Source organism: Streptomyces sp. NPDC016851, from assembly GCF_055562795.1.
Genome location: NZ_JBVHEP010000012.1, coordinates 195,011 through 215,554, shown reverse-complemented (window position 1 = coordinate 215,554; position 20,544 = coordinate 195,011). Strand labels below are relative to the sequence as shown.

The 20,544-nt window shown below is 71.4% G+C and carries 17 protein-coding genes and 1 tRNA gene; 6 read left to right on the top strand and 12 right to left on the bottom strand.

What is annotated here, in order from left to right; genetic code table 11:
• Positions 1-5: 5 nt before the first annotated feature.
• The 3 genes from ACZ3I3_RS21330 to ACZ3I3_RS21320 all read left to right on the top strand — a co-directional run bounded on the left by ACZ3I3_RS21330 (position 6) and on the right by ACZ3I3_RS21320 (position 1,478).
• Positions 6-725 carry an ABC transporter permease subunit gene (locus tag ACZ3I3_RS21330; RefSeq protein WP_467367253.1) on the top strand — a complete coding sequence of 240 codons (720 nt, stop codon included), beginning with the start codon at positions 6-8 and terminating at the stop codon, positions 723-725.
• Positions 726-826: 101 nt separating this feature from the next.
• Positions 827-1,096, top strand: a complete 270-nt coding sequence (locus tag ACZ3I3_RS21325; RefSeq protein WP_467367251.1) for an SGM_3592 family protein — start codon at positions 827-829, stop codon at positions 1,094-1,096.
• Positions 1,097-1,374: 278 nt separating this feature from the next.
• Positions 1,375-1,478: transfer RNA gene (locus ACZ3I3_RS21320), tRNA-OTHER, on the top strand.
• A gap of 23 nt (positions 1,479-1,501) precedes the next feature.
• Here ACZ3I3_RS21320 and ACZ3I3_RS21315 read toward each other — a convergent pair.
• From ACZ3I3_RS21315 to ACZ3I3_RS21275, 9 genes are all read right to left on the bottom strand, one after another.
• A complete protein-coding gene (locus tag ACZ3I3_RS21315) occupies positions 1,502-2,308 on the bottom strand; it encodes an HAD family hydrolase (RefSeq protein ID WP_467367249.1) in 807 nt (268 codons plus the stop codon).
• Positions 2,305-3,582: a serine--tRNA ligase gene (gene serS, locus ACZ3I3_RS21310; protein ID WP_356928263.1), complete on the bottom strand. Its 1,278-nt coding sequence runs from the start codon at positions 3,580-3,582 to the stop codon at positions 2,305-2,307. Before serS ends, ACZ3I3_RS21315 begins: the two co-directional genes overlap by 4 nt.
• Positions 3,583-4,122: 540 nt before the next feature.
• Positions 4,123-5,055 (bottom strand): prephenate dehydratase, encoded by a 933-nt coding sequence (gene pheA, locus ACZ3I3_RS21305; protein WP_467367247.1) that lies wholly within the window; start codon positions 5,053-5,055, stop codon positions 4,123-4,125.
• Between the two features lie 61 nt (positions 5,056-5,116).
• Entirely contained in the window at positions 5,117-6,406 is a 1,290-nt protein-coding gene (gene efeB, locus ACZ3I3_RS21300; RefSeq protein WP_467367245.1) for an iron uptake transporter deferrochelatase/peroxidase subunit, read from the bottom strand.
• A 6-nt stretch (positions 6,407-6,412) separates the two neighbouring features.
• Positions 6,413-8,473, bottom strand: coding sequence for a copper resistance CopC/CopD family protein (locus ACZ3I3_RS21295; protein ID WP_467367243.1), 2,061 nt, complete (start codon positions 8,471-8,473; stop codon positions 6,413-6,415).
• A gap of 13 nt (positions 8,474-8,486) precedes the next feature.
• Positions 8,487-8,969 (bottom strand): copper chaperone PCu(A)C, encoded by a 483-nt coding sequence (locus ACZ3I3_RS21290; RefSeq protein WP_467367241.1) that lies wholly within the window; start codon positions 8,967-8,969, stop codon positions 8,487-8,489.
• Positions 8,966-9,619, bottom strand: a complete 654-nt coding sequence (locus tag ACZ3I3_RS21285; protein ID WP_467367239.1) for an SCO family protein — start codon at positions 9,617-9,619, stop codon at positions 8,966-8,968. The genes ACZ3I3_RS21290 and ACZ3I3_RS21285 overlap by 4 nt, the downstream gene beginning before the upstream one ends.
• Before the next feature lie 92 nt (positions 9,620-9,711).
• Positions 9,712-10,452, bottom strand: a complete 741-nt coding sequence (locus ACZ3I3_RS21280) for a YcnI family copper-binding membrane protein (protein ID WP_467367237.1) — start codon at positions 10,450-10,452, stop codon at positions 9,712-9,714.
• Positions 10,453-10,576: 124 nt separating this feature from the next.
• On the bottom strand, positions 10,577-11,392 hold the full coding sequence (locus tag ACZ3I3_RS21275) for a hypothetical protein (RefSeq protein WP_467367235.1): 816 nt from the start codon (positions 11,390-11,392) through the stop codon (positions 10,577-10,579).
• Positions 11,393-11,616: 224 nt separating this feature from the next.
• Here ACZ3I3_RS21275 and ACZ3I3_RS21270 point away from each other — a divergent pair, with 224 nt between their 5' ends.
• Positions 11,617-12,087, top strand: coding sequence for an ATP-binding protein (locus ACZ3I3_RS21270; protein WP_467367233.1), 471 nt, complete (start codon positions 11,617-11,619; stop codon positions 12,085-12,087).
• A gap of 101 nt (positions 12,088-12,188) precedes the next feature.
• Here ACZ3I3_RS21270 and ACZ3I3_RS21265 read toward each other — a convergent pair whose 3' ends face one another.
• The gene (locus ACZ3I3_RS21265) at positions 12,189-15,182 is read right to left on the bottom strand and encodes a glycine--tRNA ligase (RefSeq protein ID WP_467367231.1); all 2,994 of its coding nucleotides are present in this window, start codon (positions 15,180-15,182) and stop codon (positions 12,189-12,191) included.
• Positions 15,183-15,402: 220 nt separating this feature from the next.
• On the opposite strand from ACZ3I3_RS21265, the gene ACZ3I3_RS21260 reads away from it, so the two are divergent.
• On the top strand, positions 15,403-16,290 hold the full coding sequence (locus ACZ3I3_RS21260) for a triphosphoribosyl-dephospho-CoA synthase (RefSeq protein ID WP_467367229.1): 888 nt from the start codon (positions 15,403-15,405) through the stop codon (positions 16,288-16,290).
• Here the strand turns inward: ACZ3I3_RS21260 and ACZ3I3_RS21255 are convergent.
• Positions 16,280-17,746, bottom strand: a complete 1,467-nt coding sequence (locus tag ACZ3I3_RS21255) for an aminopeptidase P family protein (protein WP_467367228.1) — start codon at positions 17,744-17,746, stop codon at positions 16,280-16,282. The two genes, ACZ3I3_RS21260 and ACZ3I3_RS21255, sit on opposite strands and share 11 nt — an antisense overlap.
• Before the next feature lie 76 nt (positions 17,747-17,822).
• A complete protein-coding gene (locus ACZ3I3_RS21250; RefSeq protein ID WP_467367226.1) occupies positions 17,823-19,373 on the bottom strand; it encodes a PP2C family protein-serine/threonine phosphatase in 1,551 nt (516 codons plus the stop codon).
• A 501-nt stretch (positions 19,374-19,874) separates the two neighbouring features.
• On the opposite strand from ACZ3I3_RS21250, the gene ACZ3I3_RS21245 reads away from it, so the two are divergent.
• A complete protein-coding gene (locus ACZ3I3_RS21245) occupies positions 19,875-20,540 on the top strand; it encodes a bifunctional DNA primase/polymerase (RefSeq protein WP_467367224.1) in 666 nt (221 codons plus the stop codon).
• Positions 20,541-20,544: the final 4 nt, after the last annotated feature.

Here is a 20,544-nt window from a genome sequence, read left to right as displayed (position 1 = left end):
CCCTGATGTACGACCCCACAGTCGCCCGGCTCACGTACCGGGCCCTGCTCGGCCGGCGCCGGGCCCTCATCCTCGGAGCCCTGCCGCTGCTGCTCATCGTCATCTCGGTGGTGGTGCGCTTCCTCGCCGGGGCGGACGACCAGACGGCGGCGGACCTGCTCGGCGGACTCGCCCTCGCCACGATGGTGCCGATCATCGGCGTCATCGCCGGAACCGGCGCGATCGGACCGGAGATCGACGACGGCTCGGTCGTGTACCTGCTGTCCAAGCCGATCAAACGGCCGACGATCATCTTCACCAAGCTGATCGTCGCGATCGCCGTGACGATGGTGTTCTCCGCGGTGCCGACGCTCATCGCCGGCTTCATCCTGAACGGCAACGGCCAGCAGATCGCCGTCGCCTACACGGTGGCCGCACTGGTCGCCTCCATCGCGTACGCGGCCCTGTTCCTGCTGCTCGGCACGGTCTCCCGGCACGCGGTGGTGTTCGGCCTCGTCTACGCGCTGGTCTGGGAGGCCCTGTTCGGCTCCCTGGTGCCGGGCGCCCGCACGCTGAGCGTCCAGCAGTGGGCGCTGGCCGTGGCCCAGAAGGTCTCCGGCGGCGACTTGGTGACCTCGGACGTGGGCCTCACGACGGCGACGGTGCTGCTCGTGGCCGTCACGGTGCTGGCCACCTGGTACGCGGGCCAGAAGCTGCGCTCGCTGACCCTCGCCGGCGAGGAGTGACGTGCCCCGGCCCTGACGGGGGCTTCACCCCCGTCAGGGCACGCTGGGCGAACGGTATGTAGGGATATCGCACGGAAGTTGGACGGCTGGGAGGGACAGGGATGGCGGACGAGAGGGCTCAGTACGACGACCACGGACAGTCCGCACCCGGGTCCGGGTCCGGGGGCGACGCCTGGGACGACCTCGACGGCGTCGTCCTGGACGAGGAGTTCATACGCTCCGCCGGCACCTCCGAGCCGTCCGCCCGCGCCCGGATGCTCGCCGAGCGCTGGCGCCGCGAGGAGCCTGAGCCGCAGCCCTGGCGCTCCGACGAGCCACCCGCGGGCTGGTTCTTCAGCAAGGCCCGCAGGCGCAGGTGGCGCAGGCGCTGACCGCCCCCCGTCCGACCGTCGATTTAATCGGTGGCGTCCAATTCGTCCGGCAGGCAGAGTGGTTGTCGTCACGGCCGGGCGATGGGTCCGGCGTCACGTTCTGGGAGAGGAGCCGGACGATGTCCATGCACGGCAGTACGTCCAGCTCCCTTCAGGGCAGCCCGCGGCGGGTTCCGGAGTAATTCGCTACCCCTCCGTAGAGCCCGCCCCACACGGGGAGCTGCCCGGGGCGGCCGCTTCGAGCACGCGAATCGCACATCGCGTGAGGCCGCCCACCCGGAGGATTGGCCGAGTGGTAAGGCACTGGCTTGCGCTGTGTTCGATCAAAGCGAGTCATGGTCGGGCTGGAAAGCCCGCGCACGTTCGATCCGTGCATCCTCCGCCGCACCCGCGCGACACGAAGGCTCAGCCCAGCAACCGCTCCAGCACCACCGCGATGCCGTCCTCCTCGTTCGAGGAGGTCACCTCGTCGGCCACCGCCTTCAGTTCCTCATGGGCGTCCGCCATCGCGACACCGTAGGAGGCCCAGGCGAACATCGGTATGTCGTTGGGCATGTCGCCGAAGGCGATCGTGTCGGCCGCCTTCACCTTGAGCCGGCGCGCCGCCAGGGACAGGCCGGTCGCCTTGGACAGGCCCAGGGGCAGGAGTTCGACGATGCCCTTGCCCGCCATGACGACGGTGACGAAACCGCCGGCGGTGCGCGTGGCCACCTCGCACAGTTCGTCGTCCGTGAGCGTCGGGTGCTGGATGTACAGCTTGTTCAAAGGGGCGGCCCACAGGTCCGACGCGTCCGTGAACGGCGTCGCGGGCAGGTTGCCCTGGACCGCGTACCCGGGACCCACCATCACCTCGCCGTCCAGGCCGTCGCGGCTCGCCGCCAGATACAGCGGACCGACCTCCGCCTCGATCTTGGCCAGCGCCACCCCGGCCAGCTGCCGGTCCAGCGTCACCGACGTCAGCAGCCGGTGGGCGCCGGCGTCGTACACCTGCGCGCCCTGGCCGCAGACGGCCAGTCCCCGGTAGCCGAGGTCGTCGAGGATGTGCCGGGTCCACGGGGCCGCGCGGCCGGTGACGACGATGTGCGCGGCGCCCGCCGCGGTGGCCGCGGCGAGCGCCTCACGGGTGCGGGGCGACACCGACTCGTCGGAACGCAGCAGCGTCCCGTCGAGGTCGGTGGCGATCAGCTGGTACGGGAAACCGGTGGTGGTCACTTGGCCACCGGCTCCAGGACCTCCCGGCCGCCCAGGTACGGGCGCAGCACCTCGGGCACCCGCACCGAGCCGTCGGCCTGCTGGTGGTTCTCCAGGATCGCCACGATCGTGCGCGGCACGGCGCACAGCGTGCCGTTGAGCGTGGCCAGCGGGCGGACCTGCTTGCCCTCACGGACGCGAATCGACAGGCGGCGGGACTGGAACTCGGTGCAGTCCGAGGTCGAGGTCAGCTCGCGGTACTTGCCCTGCGTCGGGATCCACGCCTCGCAGTCGAACTTGCGGGCGGCCGAGGAGCCGAGGTCGGCGGAGGCGACGTCGATGACCCGGAACGGCAGCTCCAACGAGGTCAGCCACTGCTTCTCCCACTCCAGCAGCCGCTGGTGCTCGGCCTGCGAGTCCTCCGGGGCCACGTAGGAGAACATCTCGACCTTGTCGAACTGGTGCACGCGGAAGATGCCCCGGGTGTCCTTGCCGTGCGAGCCGGCCTCGCGGCGGAAGCAGGGCGAGAAGCCCGCGTAGCGCAGCGGGAGGCGGTCGGCGTCGAGGATCTCGTCCATGTGGTACGCCGCGAGCGCGACCTCGGAGGTGCCGACCAGGTAGAGGTCGTCGTCGGCGAGGTGGTAGACGTCCTGGGCGGCCTGGCCGAGGAAGCCGGTGCCCGCCATGGACTGGGGGCGCACCAGGGCCGGGGTCAGCATCGGCGTGAAGCCGGCCGCGGTGGCCTGCGCCATCGCCGCGTTCACCAGGGCGAGCTCCAGCAGGGCGCCCACGCCCGTCAGGAAGTAGAAGCGCGAGCCGGAGACCTTGGCGCCCCGCTCCACGTCGATCGCGCCGAGGATCTGGCCGAGCTCCAGGTGGTCCCGGGGCTCGAAGCCATCGGCGGCGAAGTCACGGATCGTGCCGTGCGTCTCCAGCGTGACGAAGTCCTCCTCGCCGCCCACGGGCACGTCCGGGTGGACGAGGTTGCCGAGCTTCTGGAGCAGCTCCTGGGTCTCGGTGGCCGCAGCGTCGCGTTCCGCGTCGGCGGCCTTGACGTCGGCGGCGAGCTGGCTCGCCTTCTTCAGCAGCTCGGCCTTCTCGTCCCCGGACGCCTTGGGGATGAGCTTGCCGAGCGCCTTCTGCTCGGCGCGCAGCTCGTCGAAGCGGACGCCGGACGACCTGCGCCGCTCGTCGGCAGACAGGAGGGAGTCGACGAGCGCGACGTCCTCTCCACGGGCGCGCTGGGAGGCGCGCACACGGTCGGGGTCCTCACGGAGCAGGCGAAGGTCAATCACGTGCTCAAGGCTACCGGTGCGGGGTGACCGTCCACGACTCACTATTCAGGTGTGGCTTACGTACCGCTATGCGGGAATTGCGCACTGTGTCAATAAACCGACCACCTCTCCCCGGAACGAGGCATCGGCAGGGCACGGCATTGACTCGAATCCCTTGCGGTGAGCGGGACTTGGACTCCGGTTGTCCACAGGGATCCACACGTGCCGAAAAGTTATCCACAGGCTGTGGGGAAGATCTGTGGACTTCGGAATTGATCACTCCGGAAGACCCTGTCACGCCGAAGAATTCCCGATGCAAACCCGCTCTACCCTCACTTTCGAGTGGAAATGGGTCACCCTGAAGAGTTACGCAAGGGAAAACGGTGGACGAAGGGTGACCTGCCCGCCGATGGACGCATCGGAGGCCTGTAGGGCGATTTGTCGACTGACTCACGCTTCGTTGTCGACTTGTCCCCAGGTCGAGAAGCTGGCCTGTGGATAACTTCTGTGGACAACGACAATCAGCAGGTACGACCACCCTGGGACCCGCTGGGGACCGGGCTAGAACCGGCCGTCCTGGCACCGCGCGACCCAGTCCGCCGCCGCCACGAACTCGTCGTCCGACGTCCCCAGCCGCGGCGGCTGGACATCCCCGGGCTCCATGTCCGCGCGCGGATAGGAGCCGAGGTAGCGCACCTGGAGGCAGATCCGCTTCAGGCCCATCAGGGCTTCGGCCACCCGGCGGTCGGAGATGTGGCCCTCGGCGTCGATGCAGAAGCAGTAGTTGCCGATGCCCGCGCCGGTGGGCCGGGACTGGAGCAGCATCAGGTTGATGCCCCGGGTGGCGAATTCGCCCAGCAGATCGCGCAGGCCGCCGGGGTGGTCGTCGCGCTGCCAGAGCACGACGGAGGTCTTGTCCGCGCCGGTGGGCGCCGCGGGCCGGGCGGGCCGGCCGACCAGCACGAATCGCGTCTGGGCGTTCTCCGCGTCGTGGATCCCGGTCTCCAGGGCCTCCAGGCCGTAGCGGGCGGCGGCGAACTCACCGGCGAAGGCGGCGTCGTACTGGCCCTCCTGGACCAGCCGGGCTGCGTCCGCGTTCGAGGCGGCCGACTCCCAGTGGACGTCCGGCAGGTGCTTCTTCAGCCAGTTGCGCACCTGCGGCTGGGCGGCCGGATGGGCGGAGACCGTCTTGATGTCCGACAGGCTGGTGCCGGGGCGGACCAGCAGCGCGAAGGTGATCGACAGCAGCACCTCGCGGTAGATCATCAGCGGCGCGCCGGCGACCAGCTCGTCGAGGGTGGTGGTGATGCCGCCCTCGACGGAGTTCTCGATCGGCACGAACGCGGCCTCGGCCTCGCCGACGCGTACCGCGTCGAGCGCGGACTGGACGGACACGTACGGGATGAGCTCCCGGGTGGCGGCCTCGGGAAGCGTGCGCAGGGCGACTTCGGTGAAGGTGCCCTCGGGGCCGAGATACGCATAGCTCGCTGGCATGACCTCACCCTAATGGGCTTGCGGAAGCGCTATCCCCCACAACCCGCACACAGTTCGACTCTCACCCCTCGAGCAACTTCTGCCCCACGTACTCACCCTCCGGGGCCCCACCGGGCACCGCGAACAGCCCGCTCGACTCGTGCCGGATGAACTGCGACAGGGCGTCGCCGCGGTCGAGCTTGCGCTGCACCGGCACGAACCCGCGCAGCGGATCGGCCTGCCAGCAGATGAAGAGCAGGCCCGCGTCCGGGACGCCGTCCTGGTCGATGCCGTCGTGGAAGGAGAACGGGCGGCGGAGCATCGCCGCGCCGCCGTTCTGGTCGGGGCGGGTGATCCGGGCGTGGGCGTTGATCGGGACGACGAGGTTGCCCTTGGCGTCCGTCTTCTCCAGGTCCATCGCGGTCGTCTCGGTGCCGCCGGACAGGGCTGCCCCGTCGGACTTGCGGCGGCCGATCACGTCTTCCTGCGCCTTGACGGAGAGCTTCTCCCAGTCGTCCAGGAGCATGCGGATCCGGCGTACGACGGCGTAGGAGCCGTTCGCCATCCAGGCCGGTTCGCCCTTCTCGGGCACGAAGATCCGCTGGTCGAAGTCGGGCTCGGACGGCTTCGGATTGCGGGTGCCGTCGATCTGGCCCATCAGGTTGCGGGCCGTCATGGGGTGGGCGGTGGCACCCGGCGAGCGGTTGAAGCCGTTCATCTGCCAGCGGACCCGGGCCGCCGAGCCCGCGTCCTTCTGGATGGCGCGCAGGGCGTGGAAGGCCACGAGGGCGTCGTTGGCGCCGATCTGCACCCACAGGTCGCCGTTGCTGCGGTTCTTGTCGAGGTGGTCGGAGGAGAACTCGGGCAGCGGGTCCAGGGCGGTCGGGCGCTGCTTCTGCAGGCCGGTCCTGCCGAAGAAGCTGTGGCCGAAGCCGAAGGTGATCGTCAGCGACGAGGGACCGGCGTCGCGGGCCACGTCGGTGTCGTCGTGCGGGCTCGGCTCGCCCGCCATCAGCCGCCGGGCCGTCTGCGACCAGCGGCGCAGCAGGGCGGCGGCTTCCTTGCGGCCGGCGCCCGCCGCCAGATCGAAGGCGATGACGTGGCCGCGGGCCTGGAGGCCGTCGGTGATGCCGGGCTGATGTTTCCCGTGAAACATCGCCCGGCCGGTGCCGAGTGAGGTGAGCGGGGCGGCGGCATCGGAGGGGGCGGCGGCGTATCCGACGGCCGCGCCCGCCGTGCCGAGCACGAGCCCGGTGGCACCGGCGGTGCCGAGCAGGCGTCGCCGTGAGATGCCGTCGTCGGCCGGGGCCGCTTCGGTCTTCGCCGGGGTGGTGCGGGGAGTGCGGGTTTCCGGGATGGACTGGTCAGCCATGGTGGTTCAGCCGATCTGCGCGTTCTTGGAGACGGTCACCTCGTCGATGTCGGAGGTCCGCACGGTCACGTCGACCTTCCAGTCGCCGGCCATGGGGATCTGCACTCCGTTCGCCGACCAGTGTCCGGTAGCGAGGTGGTCGGGGACGACGGGCAGCGGCCCGAGGTTCTTGGCTTTGAGGGTGAAGTCGACCTTCACTTCGGGGATGTCGAAGGCCCGGCCGTTGGGCCGCTCCACGTAGACGTGCATCTCGTTGCCACCCACGCGTGCGGGGTCGAGGTCGATCGTGACGATGCCCTTGCCGTCCTTGCCGCCGGTGTCGAAGGGCATGTTCAGGGTCAGCGCCCCGGACGCGCCCGTGTCGGGCGAGGTGGACGCGGAGGACGACGTCGCCGCCTTGGCCTCCTCCTCCGTGCGTCCCGGCTCGGTCTGGGTGAGGACGGTGGTGACGGCGAGCAGGACGACGGCGATGCCGGCCTCGGCCAGCACGGAGCGGCGCAGCCCGAAGCGGTGGGGGTCGGCGTCCCGCAGCCGCTTCTGCCGGGCGGCGTCCCGGGCGGCCCGCTGCCGGGCGAGCTGCGCGGCCCGCTCGGTGTCGGCGGGCTCGGAGCCGGGCTGTTCACCGGCGTCGGAGCCGTTCTCTGTGCCCGTGCCGGGCCGGTCGTCGCCGCTCACGGCGGACTCGGCGTCGCCGACAGTGTCAGCGGAGGCACCGGGTCCCGCTCCGGCGGAGGCATCGGCCCCTGCTCCCGTGGAGGCATCGGCCCCTGCTCCGGCGGAGGCATCGGCCATGGCTCCGACCCGCGCCTTCTCCCGCTCCACCGCTGCCGGCACCGTCTCGGCCAGCCGCCCGGTCCACCCTCGCGAGATCCACGCGACGCCGACCAGGACGACCACGAGGGCGATCTTGGCGAGGAGCAGCTGTCCGTAGCGGGTGTCGGTGAAGGCCGACCAGGAGCCGAGCTGGCGCCAGGACTGGTACGTCCCGGTCGAGATCAGCGCGAGGACGCTGCCGAAGGCGACGCGGGAGAAGCGGCGTACGGCCGACGCGTCGACGGGCGCGTCGGCCGGTGCCCGGTACAGGGCGACCAGCAGCGCGCCCAGCCCGCCGAGCCACGCGGCGACGGCGAGCAGATGGAGGACGTCGACCGGCATGGCGATGCCCGCCTGGAGTCCGACCGAGGCGTGCTCGGACATCGCCCAGCTCGCCGCGAGCCCGGCCGCCAGGACGACGCCGCCGATGGCGAGCCCGAAGGTCAGGTCCCGCTTCTCCTGGGGGTCCTCACGCTTGTCGTAGGCACCGAACAGCACGGCGATGAACAGCGCCGCCGCGGCGAGCAGCAGCAGCCGGGACACCAGGGCGGCGCCGGTCTTGGTCTGGAGCACCTGCCCGAGCAGGGACAGGTCGAAGACGTCGGCGACCTTCCCGGAGCCCGTGAAGGAGCCGCGCAGGAGCAGCAGGGCGAGGGTGGCGGCGGTGAGCGTGAGCCAACCGGAGACGACGAACCGCTGCACGGGCCGTACCCCGGAGCCGCGTGGCCAGCAGGCGAGGACGAAGGCGGCGCCGCCGGCCAGCACGATGAACCCGGCGTAGGACATGTACCGCCCGAAGCCGTACAGCCAGCCGACCAGGCCGTTGTCGCCCGTCTGGTCGGAGACCGACACGGACGTCTTCGACGGTGCGCCGATGGAGAAGGTGTAGGCACCGGCGACGGGGTGGCTGTCCGCGGACACCAGCTGGTAGGCGACCGTGTAGGTGCCGTCGGGCAGGCCGGAGTGGAGCCGCACGGCGTACGTCGTGCCGCTGACGTTGGACGGCCCGCCCGTGTCGACGCGCTTGCCCTCGGGGTCGAGTACGCGCAGCGAGTCGTCGGACATCGCGACCTGCTCGGAGAAGGTGAGCGAGATCCGGGCCGGGGCCTTGTCGACCACCGCCCCCTGCGCGGGGTCGCTGCCGGTCACCGCGGCGTGCGCGGAGACCGGTCCGGCGCCGGCAAGGAGTGCGCAGGCCGCGGCCAGGAGCAGCAGCACGACGGTCCGGACGCGGGGGGCGATGGTCTGCGTCACTGTGGTCCCTCCCTCAGTGTCCGGTTTTCGGGGCGTAGGTCGCCGACTTCACCGGCATCTCGACCTCGACCGGGCCGGAGTGGGCGAAGTGCAGCTCGACGGAGACCGTCTGGCCTTCCTTCGGCTTGCGCTTCAGCTGTTCGAACATCAGATGGTTGCCGCCGCTCTTCAGCACGAGTTCGCCGTGGGCCGGGACCTTCAGGCTCTTGACCTCCTGCATGGCCGAGCCGACGGTCTCGTGCACGGTGACCTGCCCGGCGACGTCGCTGGTGACCGAGGTCAGCTCGTCGGCGGCCCCGCCCTTGTTGGTGACGGTGAGGAAGCCGGCCGCCATCTCGTCGGAGACGGGCTGCGGCATGTACGCGGAGCCGACGGAGAGTTCCGCCTTACCGCTGCCGGAACCGGAGTCCCCGGAGTCCGAGTCAGAGCCGCCGCAGCCCGCCAGGGCCAGTGCCCCGGCTATGACGAGGGCCGCCGGGCCGAGTCGCCGCCTCACGGGTTCTCCCCCTTGACGATCTTGGGGAGGTCCTTGGTGTAGTCGTCGACCGTGGCGTCCTCGCCGTAGAGCACATAGCCGCCGTCGGTCTTCGGCGAGAAGGCGATGACCTGGGTGCCGTGCTCGGAGATCATCTTGCCGTTCTTGTCCTTGCGCGGCGGGTCGAAGGAGATGCCGAGGGTACGGGCGCCGGCCTGGATGGTCGGGAAGTCGCCGGTGAGGCCGATGAACTGGGGGTCGATGCCCTTGAGCCACTTGCCGAGCTCGGCCGGCTTGTCGCGGTCCGGGTCGGTGGTGACGAACACGACGCGCAGTTCGTCCTGTTCGGCCTTGGGCAGCTGCTTCTTGGCCACGGCGATGTTGCTCATCGTCGACGGGCACACGTCGGGGCAGTGGGTGTAGCCGAAGTAGATCAGCGTGGGCTTACCCTCGGTCTCCTTGCGGAGGTCGTACTTCTTGCCCTGGGTGTCGGTGAGGACCAGGTCCGGCTTCTCGAAGGGCTTGTCGAGGACGGTGGCGGCCTTCTCGCTGCCGGCCTGCTCCGACACGACGGCGACGGGCTTGTCGCTGTCGTTGCCGCTGCCGCAGGCGGTCAGGGTCAGGGAGGCCGCGGCGAGCAGAGCGGCCGCGGCGAAGGTTTTGGTGCGCATAGAAAAATGTCCCAGATGTCGGTGACCCGGCGCGCACCGGGGTGCCCCGCCCGGAGCGGGAACCCGGCGCGCGCCGTGCAACGGAAACGGCGTCAGGCGGTGGTGCGCCGACGCCCGGCCAGCACGCCGTAGGCGACGCCCGCCGCGCCGACCACGATGCCGACGATGCCCAGGACGCGGGCGGTGGTGTCGGTGCCGCCGGATGAGGTGGTGTCGGCGGCGGTGTCGGCGGAGGCCTTCTCGGCTGACTTGGCGTCGGAGGCGTCATCGCCCGAGGAGGCGTGGTGCCCGTCCTCGGAGGCGGCGGACAGCTCCAGCACCGGGGCCGGGTTGTCAGGCTCCTCCTGGCCCTCCTGCGGCACCTCGATCCAGCGGACGACCTCCTTGTTGGAGTACGTCTGGAGGGCCTTGAAGACCAGCTGGTCGGTGTCCTCGGGCAGTTGACCGATCGAGACCGGGAACTTCTCGAAGTAGCCGGGCTCGATGCCCTTGCCGTCGGCGGTCCAGGTGACCTTGGTGACGGCCTCGGAAATCTTCTCGCCGTGCAGCTCCAGCGGCTTGTCCAGCTTGGACTTGGTGACGTCGATCTTCCAGCCGGGCATCGGCTCCGGCATCACCGAGGCCAGCGGGTGGTCGGTGGGGAAGGTGACCTCGAGCTTGGTGGTCGAGGCGTTGTCCCGCTCGTTGGGGACCTTGAAGTCGACGACCGCGTAGCCGCCCTTGGCGGCGGTGCCCTCGGGCTGCACGCTGACGTGCGCGAAGGCGGGGACGGACAGGGCGAGAACGGTGACACCGGCGGCGGCACCGGCCGCGGCGATACGGGAAGCCTTCATAGAAGGGAACACTCCGCTGTGAGTCGAGTCGGGAGGATGAAGAGAGATGCGCGCACGCGCGCGTGCCGCACGACGGCGATCCCTCTCCGAAACGTCCGAAAGGCGGAGTGGTGGTCGCGTCGCGTCAGGCGGCGAGGGCGAGTGCGGAGGCGCGAGTCATGGCGGCCGGCGGACCGCGCCGGATCACCGTGTGCTGAAGCGCGATCGTGCGCGGCATCGCAGGCGCGGGCCGCACGGCGTGCACGGGGCGCGGACATGCTTCCGGCGCCCGCGGCAGCCCGGCGCGCAGAGCGCGCACCAGCGCGAGCGCGGCCCGCAGGGAGCGCACGAGCGCCCCTTCCGTGACCCCCTGCGCCGACAGTTCGGTGAGCCGCAGCAGGGCCAGGTCGCCATGGCGCAGCAGCCAGCCTGCGGCGATCGCCGCGAGGACATGGCCGAGCAGCATCGGCAGGGACGGCCACAGCGAGGCCGACGCCCCGGCGTCCGACGCCAGATGCGTGTGCGCACCCGTGGACGGCTGGATCCGGGCGTCGCTGAGGATCTTGTGTGCCTGCGCCGGACTGATCGCCGCGGCCGTCGTGCCGCACACCAACCGCGCGGCCTGCTGGACCAGCGCGGCGTCACTCGTGCCCGCGGGCGCCGACGACGTGACGGCGGCCGTGCCGTGCTGACCGAGTCCGAACAGCGTGTGCAGCACAGTCTGGCCGGCCGCGAGCAGCGCCGCGATCCCCGTCAGAGAGCGCACACGCCCGGCGAACGGCGCCGCCACGGCGAGCACCCCGAGGAACCCGGCGCCCAGTGTCCACAGCGGAATGCCGTCGCAGGAGGCGAGTGCGTGACCTGCCCCGGCCAGCACGACACAGACCGCGGCGAACACCGCGGCCCGCAGGATCCGGAGCGTGAGTCCGGAGCGCGTCGCGCACGCGTGGGGGGCAGTCATGGCGGGCTCATCATCGCACTGGCCACCCAGGCCTCGTGCGGCAGGTCCGCAAGATGCCATACGACCGGAACGTCACCCTCTGGCCCCGCCCGTCCCTCCACATACACCGATCAGGGCTAGGGCGCATCCGCCGTATGGGCGGCGTCACGTCAACTTCACGCTTACATGCGGGGACTCAGGGCAATACGTAACGGTATGTCGAGCCGCGGCCAGGAGGCTGGAGCATGAGCATCTGGTGGTCACTCCATCTGCGGCGTGAAGCTGCGAGCGTGCCGCTCGCCAGGCGCCTTCTGATCGGCACGATGGAGACCGCGGGAGTCGATCCCGATGTCTCCTACGACCTCTCCGTCGCCCTCAGTGAGGCCTGCGCGAACGCCGTGGAGCACGGCGGGGACACGGCACTCGGCGGCCCCGGTTCGGAGGCGTACCGGGTCACGGCGTATCTCGACGGCGAGAAGTGCCGGATCGAGGTCGCCGACGCGGGCCCGGGGTTCCCCGCGGGGTCCGCCGGCCGGTCCCGCCCGCCGATCCGGCCCGCGCACACCGACGCGGAGAACGGCAGAGGGCTGTGCCTCATCGAGCAGCTCGCCGACCACGTCCACATCGGCAACAAGCCGGGCCGGGGCGGTGCTGTGGTGAGCTTCGACAAGGTCCTCAAGTGGCGCGAGGACGCCGCGCCCCTGATGGCGGTCTGACCTCCGCCGACACCCGATCGGCTCGGAGGCGGTGTTTCACGTGAAACGTCCGCCCCCTGACCGTCCGCCGCCCCACTGTCCGTCCCCTGGCCGTCCGCCCCCTACAGCGCACCCCAGTCCAGCGTCGTACGCGCCAGCTCCGCCACCTGCGTGAGCAGCGCCAGCCGGGCCGCGCGGACCGCCGGATCCGGGTCCATCACCAGCACCTCGTCGAAGAAGGCGCTGATCGCCTCCACCAGCGGGGCGGAGACCTCGATCAGTGCGCCGAGGTCGTCCTCACGGCCCTGCAGCGCCTGGCGTACGGCCTCGGCGCACTCGGCGAGACGCAGCTCCGCGGGCGCCGTCAGCAGGGACGGATCCGCCGCCTCGACGCCGCCCTCGGGAAGGATGCGCACCACCCGCTGGAACGCGGCAGCGAGTGCCTCGAACTCCTCCGTGCCGATGTGCCGCTCCAGCGTGGCCAGGGTGCGGTCGCCGTGGGAGGGCCGGTCGGCCCACACCAGGACGGCCTGCACGAGCCGGTGCTCGTGCCCGGCGTCCGTGAGCTGCTGCTCGTAGCGCCGGGTGATCAGCTCGGCGGCCTCGGCGACCCGCTCGGCCGGCACCTCGACGCCCTGCGCGGCGTACCGTACGGCCGCCGCGCGCAGCCCTTCGCTCACCCGCACCCCGGCCACGGCGGGAAGACTCCGCAGCACGTTCAGCAGCCCGATCGCGGCCCGGCGCACCCCGTACGGGTCGGAGCTCCCGGTCGGCGCGGCCCCGATCACGAACATGCCGGTCACCAGGTCGAACCGGTCGGCGAGCGACAGCACGGCCCCCGCGTCCCCGGCCGGCAGGGCGCCGCCGGCGGAGCGCGGCAATTCCATCTCGGCCAGGGCCCGCGCGACCTCGGCGGACTCACCGGCCCGGCGCGCGTACTCCTCCGCCATCACCCCGGCCAGTCCGGAGAACTCGATCACCATCTGCGACGCCAGGTCGAACTTGGCCAGCGCACCGGCGCGCCGGACGACGTCCACCGCCTCCTGCGGAAGCCCGGCCCGCCCCGCCAGGTCCACGGCGAGGGAGGCGAGCCGGTCGGCCCGGTCGGCGACCGTACCGAGCCGGTCCTCGAAGGTCAGCTTGTCCAGCCGGCGCCGGAACTCCGCCGGCGGCACCTTCAGATCCGCCCGCCAGAAGAACGCGGCGTCCTCGTAACGGGCCCGCAGCACCGCCTCGTTGCCCGCCCGCACCACGTCGTCGTCGCACAGGGCGTTGGCGAACGTGACGAAGTGCGGCATCAACCGCTCGCCGTCCAGCACCGGCAGATAGCGCTGGTGCTTGCGCATCACGGTGGTCAGGACGCTCGCGGGCAGTTCGAGGTAACGCTCGTCGAACGACCCCCGCACGGCGTACGGGAACTCCAGGATGTCGGTGATCTCGTCGACCAGATCGGCCTGCCCCTCCACGTCGATCCGCCCGCCCACCTCGGCCGCCGCCTCCAGGGCACCGCGGACCACCGCACCGCGCCGGGCGTCCCGGTCCAGCAGGATGCCGTGCATGTGCAGGAAATGCGGGTAACCCTCGGCGGAGGTCACCCGGACCTCCGGGTAAGGGGCCTGGCGCTGCACCCGCGTCGTGTCGCTCGAGGCGAGCGAGGAGACCACCACGGGCAGGGGAGTACGGCCCAGCAGGGCGAGCAGCCAGCGCACGGGCCGTGAGAACGACAGACCCGGGTCGCTCCAGCGCATGTTGCGGCCGGCGCGCAGCCCCGACACGACCTCGGCCAGCAGATCGCTGAGCACCTCGACGGCCGGACGGCCCTCTTCGTGGCGGGTGACGGCCACGTACTCGACACCCTTGACGTTGACGATCCGCACATCGGTCGGCTCGGCCCCCTGACTGCGGGCGAAGCCCAGCAGGGCAGGCGTCGGAGCGCCGTCCTTGAAGGCGGCGGCGACCTTGGGGCCGCGCACGGTCCGCATGGTGTCCCGCTCGCGCGGCTGCACACCCTCGACGGTGATCACGATCCGGCGCGGCGTGGCCATCACGGTGATCGCGCCGTGCCCCAGCCGGGTCGCGGCCAGCTTGGCGGTGACCGACTCGCGCACCGCCTCCGTGGTGGCGGGGACATCGGCGTACGGCAGTTCCTCCACGCCGATCTCGAACAGCAGTGTCTCGGCGTCGGGCACCCTGGGCAGCGCGGCCCGCCGGGCCGGGGCCGGAGCGGCCGCCACCCCGAGCGGATGCTCCAGCGCCGCCCGCCGCCGCTCCCACAACTTGGCCGACTCGTGCGTCAGGCCGCGCATCAGCGCGAACGCCTTGGCCCGCTCGGTGGTGCTGATCGCACCGCGCGCGTCGAGCACGTTGAAGGTGTGGCTGCACTTGAGCACGTACGTGTACGCCGGGACCGGCAGCTCCAGATCGAGCAGGCGCCGGGCCTCGGCCGCGTACGCGTCGAACAGCCGCTGGTTGGTGTCGAGGTCGGCGTCGTCGAGGTAGTAGCGGCTCATCTCGTACTCGTTCTGCCCGAACACCTCGCCGTACGTGATGCCCGGCGCGTAGACGATGTCCTTGAAGTGGGACACGCCCTGAAGGTTCATCAGGATGCGTTCGAGGCCGTACGTGATCTCCACCGACACCGGGTCCAGGGCGACACCGCCGACCTGCTGGAAGTAGGTGAACTGGGTGATCTCCATGCCGTCCAGCCAGACCTCCCAGCCCAGCCCCCAGGCGCCGAGCGCGGGCGAGGCCCAGTTGTCCTCGACGAACCGCACGTCGTGCGCGCCCAGGTCGACACCGAGCGCCTTCAGGCTGCCCAGGTACAGCTCCTGCGGGTTGCCCGGGTCGGGCTTGAGGATGACCTGGAACTGGGTGTGGGTCTGCAGCCGGTTGGGGTTCTCGCCGTAGCGCGAGTCGTCCGGCCGCACGCTCGGCTCCACGTAGGCGACGCTCCAGGGCTCGGGACCGAGCACCCGCAGCGCCGTGGCCGGGTTGGCCGTACCGGCTCCGACCTCGGTGTTCAGCGGCTGCGTGATCATGCAGCCGTTGTCGCTCCAGTACTTCTGCAGGGTGAGGATGGCGTCCTGCATGGTCAGCGCCGTCTGGACGTTCTTCATGATGATCGCGCCTGTTCCCCGAGTCGGACCGGCAAGGTCGGCCATGATCTCACACGCCAACTACCGTTGACCTGCGGTTTTCTGACCACTGTCCGGATGCCGCCGGTCGATTCACAGCCGGCTCTCAGCCCGGCCTCACACACCTGACGGGTGCCGTCCCTAAGTTCCCCCTTCCATGACGGGAAACCACCGGAACACCTCCACCACCCCAGGTACGGCGATGAACAGCCCCGCGGACGAGGCGCTCGCACACGCCGCCGTCGACGCGCTGGTCGGTCAGCTGGCCCTGGCCCCCAAGCCGGGCCTTCCCGACCCGCGCGACCTGACGGCCCGGGCCACCCGCCGGGACCACCGCGCCCTGTGCTGGTCGGCCAGGGCACTGCTCCCCGGCCTCACGGCCATGGCCGCCGCGGCCCGCCGCACGGGCGAACCCAGTGCCCGTCTCCGTGCGGAACTGGGCGCGATCGGCCGCTCGACGGAACACACGGTGGGACTCGCGGGCGGCGGCCACCGGGGCGCTCTGTGGACGCTCGGCCTGCTGGTCGCGGCGGCGGCGCTGCAACCGGGCGCCGCCCCGGCCGAGACGGCGGCCCTGGCCAAGCACATCGCCGCCCACCCCGCCCGCCGCGCCCCGCGCCGCCCGTCCCGCGGCTCCACGGTGTCGGCCCGCTACGGCGCGGCCGGTGCCCGGGGCGAGGCCAGAGCGGGATTCCCGCACGTCCGCCGGGCCCTGAACACCCTCACCGCGGCCCGGGCCCAGGGCGCCACAGAGCCCCAGGCCCGCCTGGACGCCCTGCTCACGGTGATGTCGACCCTCCAGGACACGGAACTGCTGTACACGGCGGGCCCGATGGGCCTGCGCGAAGTCCAGGCGAGGGCGCGCGGTGTGCTGGAGGCGGGCGGCACGGCGACGGAACCGGGTGCCCTGGCTCTGCGAGCCCTGGACACCTACCTCGTCAGCCGTGCCTGGAGCCCCCGAGGCAGCGCCCCTCTGCTTGCAGGGGCGCTGTTCCTGGACGGGTCAGGAGCGCGGAACAGCGTCGATGTGCGGCTCCGCCGCGGGGCGCGACCCGCCCTCACGCACCCGCAGACACACCTCAGCCCTTGACGGAAGCCATCCACGCCTCGACCTCGTCCGCCCGACGAGGCAACGCGGCACTCAGATTCCGGTTGCCGTCCTCCGTCACGAGGATGTCGTCCTCGATCCGCACACCGATACCCCGGTACTCCTCCGGCACCGTCAGATCGTCGGCCTGGAAGTACAGCCCCGGCTCGACGGTCAGGCACATCCCCGGCTCCAGCACACCGTCGACGTACGTCTCGGTCCGCGCGGCAGCGCAGTCGTGCACGTCCATCCCGAGCATGTGCCCGGTCCCGTGCAGCGTCCACCGCCGCTGAAGCCCCAGCTCCAGCACCCGCTCAACCGGCCCTTCGACCAGACCCCACTCGACCAGCTTCTCGGTCAGCACGCGCTGCGCGGCGTCGTGGAAGTCCCGGTACTTCGCCCCGGGCTGCACCGCGGCGATCCCGGCCTCCTGGGCCTCGTACACGGCGTCGTAGATCTTCCGCTGGATCTCGCTGAACCGGCCGTTGACCGGCAGCGTCCGTGTGACGTCGGCGGTGTAGTACGTGTGCGTCTCCACGCCCGCGTCGAGCAGCAGCAGATCGCCCGACCGCACGGGCCCGTCGTTGCGCACCCAGTGCAGCGTGCAGGCGTGCGGCCCGGCCGCGGCGATCGTGCCGTAGCCGACGTCGTTGCCCTCCACCCGCGCGCGGAGGAAGAACGTGCCCTCGATGTACCGCTCGGAGGTCGCCTCGGCCTTGTCGAGGACCTTCACCACGTCCTCGAAGCCGCGCACGGTCGAGTCGACGGCCTTCTGGAGCTCGCCGATCTCGAACTCGTCCTTGACCAGCCGCGCCTCGGAGAGGAAGACCCGCAGCTCCTCGTCGCGCTCGGCGGTGACCTTGTCGGTCAGCGCGGCCTCGATGCCGGCGTCGTACCCGCGCACGACCCGCACCGGTCCTGTGGCCTCGCGCAGCGCCCCGGCCAGCTCGCGCACGTCGGAGGCGGGGATGCCGTACAGCTGCTCCGCCTCGGTGAGGGAGTGGCGGCGGCCGACCCACAGCTCGCCCTGGCCGTCCAGCCAGAACTCGCCGTTCTCCCGGTTCGAACGCGGCAGCAGGTAGATCGTCGCCTCGTGGCCGTCGCCCTTCGGCTCCAGCACCAGGACGCCGTCCTCGGTCTGGTTGCCCGTGAGGTAGGCGTACTCGACGGAGGCGCGGAAGGCGTACTCGGTGTCGTTCGAGCGGGTCTTCAGGTTGCCCGCGGGGATCACCAGCCGCTCGCCCGGGAAGCGCGCGGACAGCGCGGCCCGGCGGGCGGCGGTCTCGGCGGCCTGGGGAACGGGCTGGAGGTCACGCAGCTCGGTGTCGGCCCAGCCGCTCTTCATGTTCTCGGCAAGCTCGTCGGACACGCCGGGGTACAGTCCGTTCTTCCGCTGCTTGATCGGCTCCTCTTCGGCAGTCTCCGGGGTGTCCGAAGGCTCTTCTGCCACGGCGGTCATCCTCCTCGATACGGCGCTGGACCGCCCTCCACTCTACGGCGGCGGCGAAGCGGCCTCAGGGCGATGACGAGGAGCGTTACTCGAACCGCACCGCCAGCAGGACGACGTCCTCCGCTCCGTCCGCCGCGTCGAGTCCGTCCGGCAGCACGTTCCGCAGGACATGGTCGGTAAGGGCGCCGGGGTCGCACCGCAGTGCCCGGGGTGCTCCGGCCGCCGCCGCGTGCAGCCGGGCGAAGGCGCGGTCGGTGGTCTCGCCGGTGCGGTGCAGCAGCCCGTCGGTGTACAGCAGAACCGTCTCTCCGGGCTCGGCGAGGATCTCCACGCTCGGCGCCTCCCAGCAGGCGAGCATGCCCAGCGGGGCGGAGACGGACGTCTCCACGAACTCGGTGCGGCGCTGCCCGATCAGCAGCGGCGGACTGTGCCCGGCACCGGCCAGCGTGATCTTGCGGGCGGCCGGTTCGCAGTAGCCGAACAGGGCGGTGGCCGAGCGGGCCGGCTCGGTCAGCCGCAGCAGCAGCTCCAGGTCGGACAGGACGGCGACCGGGTCCTCCCCCTCCATCACGGCGTACGCGCGCAGGGACGCCCGCAGCCGGCCCATCGCCGCGACCGCGCTGGGCCCCGCTCCGGTGACGGATCCGACGGCGAGGCCGAGGGCGGCGTCGGGCAGCGGCAGCGCGTCGTACCAGTCGCCGCCGCCGCGCGGGCCGGTGCGGTGCCGGGCGGCGAGCTGGACACCGGCCACCCGTGGCAGCCGCGCGGGCAGCAGCTCGTCCGTCATGGTCGCCATGGCCGCGCGCGTGCGCTCCAGTTCGAGCAGCCGGGCGAGGTGCTCGGCGGCGTACCGGACGTACAGGCCGACGAGGTGGCGCTGCCGTTCGACCGGTTCGGCGGGTTCGTCGTAGAGCCACACGACGGCGCCGAGGCGGTCGGCGGACTCGGGGGATTCGGCGGATCCGGTGGACGCGGCCGACTCGGGGACCAGGGGGAGGGCGTAGCTGGCGGCGTAGCCGAGGCGGGCCGCGACCTCGCGGTGGCGGGGGTCGAGCCCCTCCTGGGCGAACAGGTCGGGCTCGGCGATGCCGTCCTCGCCACCGGCCAGTCCGTCGAGGATCCGGCCGTACGACAGGGCGCTGCGGGGCACGGTCTCGATGTGGCCGAGGTCGGCGCGGGCGAGGCCCAGGCCGATGGTGGTGTCCGGGCCGAGTCCGTCGCCCGGTTCCAGGACGACGAGGCCGCGGCGGGCGCCCACCAGGGCGGCGCCGGCCCGCAGCAGTTCCTGGAGCGCCTGGTCGAGCGCGGACGTGCGGGTCAGACGCTCGGTCAGCTCGTGCAGAGTGGTGAGGTCGGAGACCCAGCCGGCGAGACGGTCCTGGAGTACCGCGCCCGGTGGGGCCGGAGGGTTTGGCGGGGCAGCCGGGGAGGAACCCGCCGCGACGGGCGCGACAGTGTGTGCGGGTGCCGGAACCGTTGAATCGATTCCAGCCACTTTCGGAGGGTGCGGGGCGTTCATGGCGTCCGGCTTTCCGACCAGCGCGTACTGCTCAAAAGCATCGCAAACCCCCATGTCATTCTGCGCCGCTAGCAGTGTCTCCACATGTACACGCACTCGTGAGGAGATGTCCAGCATTGTCCTGCTGGGATTCCTGGTGTCCGTGAGGTCTGAGGGAAGAAGTCTCCTTCCTCTTGCGTAATTGCAAAGTTGGCTTAAAACTGCCGCAAGGGACGGCTTATTGCGGTCGACTGGGCTTGCTCGACGGAGCGTCACAGCGGTCGTGATGGGTACGTACTCGGTGAAGGCCAGGGGTGGTTGCGAACCACCCGGAACCTGGTGACGGACCCGGGCGTCCTATCCACCGACGACCGTGCCCCATCCTCCCGTGGCGGAGGCGGAGAGAAATACGCGCGACGGCAAACGCCATACTTCGCCACCCCTACGCCACGCCCGTGCTTTTGATAGACGCAGTATGGGCGGGACGGCCGCGGAGGCAGCCAAAGCTCGACTCACAGGGGTTCCCCTTGCCCACGGCAGGGTGTGATGCGCCAACAGGTACGCACAGTGAAGTGATCGACACATGATGTGATGTGGACCACGGTGTTGCCGGCGTGCAACGGAAAGGAACGAGCGCTCATGCGCGAGATCCTCGGAAGGCGACGCAGGCTCCTGTCCAAGCGCAGCGACGGGAGGCCTGAGCTGATCGGCGCGGCCCTGACCTACGCGACGGAATGGCAGTGGCCCGTACTCCCGGGCGTGGCGGCGGACCCCGAGGGGCGCAGCCGCTGCGGTTGCCCTGACCCCGAATGCACAGTGCCCGGCGCGCACCCCTTCGACCCCGGCCTCCTCGCGGCCACCACCGACGGGCGCATGGTCCGCTGGTGGTGGAGCAACCGGCCGACGGCGCCGATCGTCCTGGCCACCGGCGGCAAGGCCCCCTGCGCGGTCTCCCTGCCGGCCCTGCCGGCGGCCCGCGCCCTCGAAGCGCTCGACCGCTCGGGGCTGCGGCTCGGCCCGGTCGTCGCCTCCCCCAGCCGGTGGGCGATCCTCGTCAAGCCGTACTCCATGGAGCAGCTCGGCGAACTGCTCTACGCCAAGGACTTCGTGCCCGGCTCCCTCCGCTTCCACGGCGAGGGCGGCTACCTGGCGCTGCCCCCGTCCGAGACGGGCCAGGGCGAGATCCGCTGGGAGCGGGCGCCGCTGCCCGGCTCGGCGTCGCCGTGGGTGCCCGATGTGGAGGCCGTGGTGGACGCCGTGGTCGAGGCCCTCACTCGTACGGGTGTGAGCGCGCCCGAGTTCTAGGACT

Coding starts and splice junctions, on each gene's coding strand:
- ACZ3I3_RS21265 (WP_467367231.1), bottom strand. CDS start 15,182: ATGAAGAACGTCCAGACGGCGCTGACCATGCAGGACGCCATCCTCACC.
- ACZ3I3_RS21285 (WP_467367239.1), bottom strand. CDS start 9,619: ATGCGCACCAAAACCTTCGCCGCGGCCGCTCTGCTCGCCGCGGCCTCC.
- ACZ3I3_RS21275 (WP_467367235.1), bottom strand. CDS start 11,392: ATGACTGCCCCCCACGCGTGCGCGACGCGCTCCGGACTCACGCTCCGG.
- ACZ3I3_RS21330 (WP_467367253.1), top strand. CDS start 6: ATGTACGACCCCACAGTCGCCCGGCTCACGTACCGGGCCCTGCTCGGC.
- ACZ3I3_RS21250 (WP_467367226.1), bottom strand. CDS start 19,373: ATGCTGGACATCTCCTCACGAGTGCGTGTACATGTGGAGACACTGCTA.
- pheA (WP_467367247.1), bottom strand. CDS start 5,055: ATGCCAGCGAGCTATGCGTATCTCGGCCCCGAGGGCACCTTCACCGAA.
- ACZ3I3_RS21280 (WP_467367237.1), bottom strand. CDS start 10,452: ATGAAGGCTTCCCGTATCGCCGCGGCCGGTGCCGCCGCCGGTGTCACC.
- ACZ3I3_RS21255 (WP_467367228.1), bottom strand. CDS start 17,746: ATGACCGCCGTGGCAGAAGAGCCTTCGGACACCCCGGAGACTGCCGAA.
- ACZ3I3_RS21270 (WP_467367233.1), top strand. CDS start 11,617: ATGAGCATCTGGTGGTCACTCCATCTGCGGCGTGAAGCTGCGAGCGTG.
- ACZ3I3_RS21325 (WP_467367251.1), top strand. CDS start 827: ATGGCGGACGAGAGGGCTCAGTACGACGACCACGGACAGTCCGCACCC.
- ACZ3I3_RS21245 (WP_467367224.1), top strand. CDS start 19,875: ATGCGCGAGATCCTCGGAAGGCGACGCAGGCTCCTGTCCAAGCGCAGC.
- efeB (WP_467367245.1), bottom strand. CDS start 6,406: ATGGCTGACCAGTCCATCCCGGAAACCCGCACTCCCCGCACCACCCCG.
- ACZ3I3_RS21260 (WP_467367229.1), top strand. CDS start 15,403: ATGAACAGCCCCGCGGACGAGGCGCTCGCACACGCCGCCGTCGACGCG.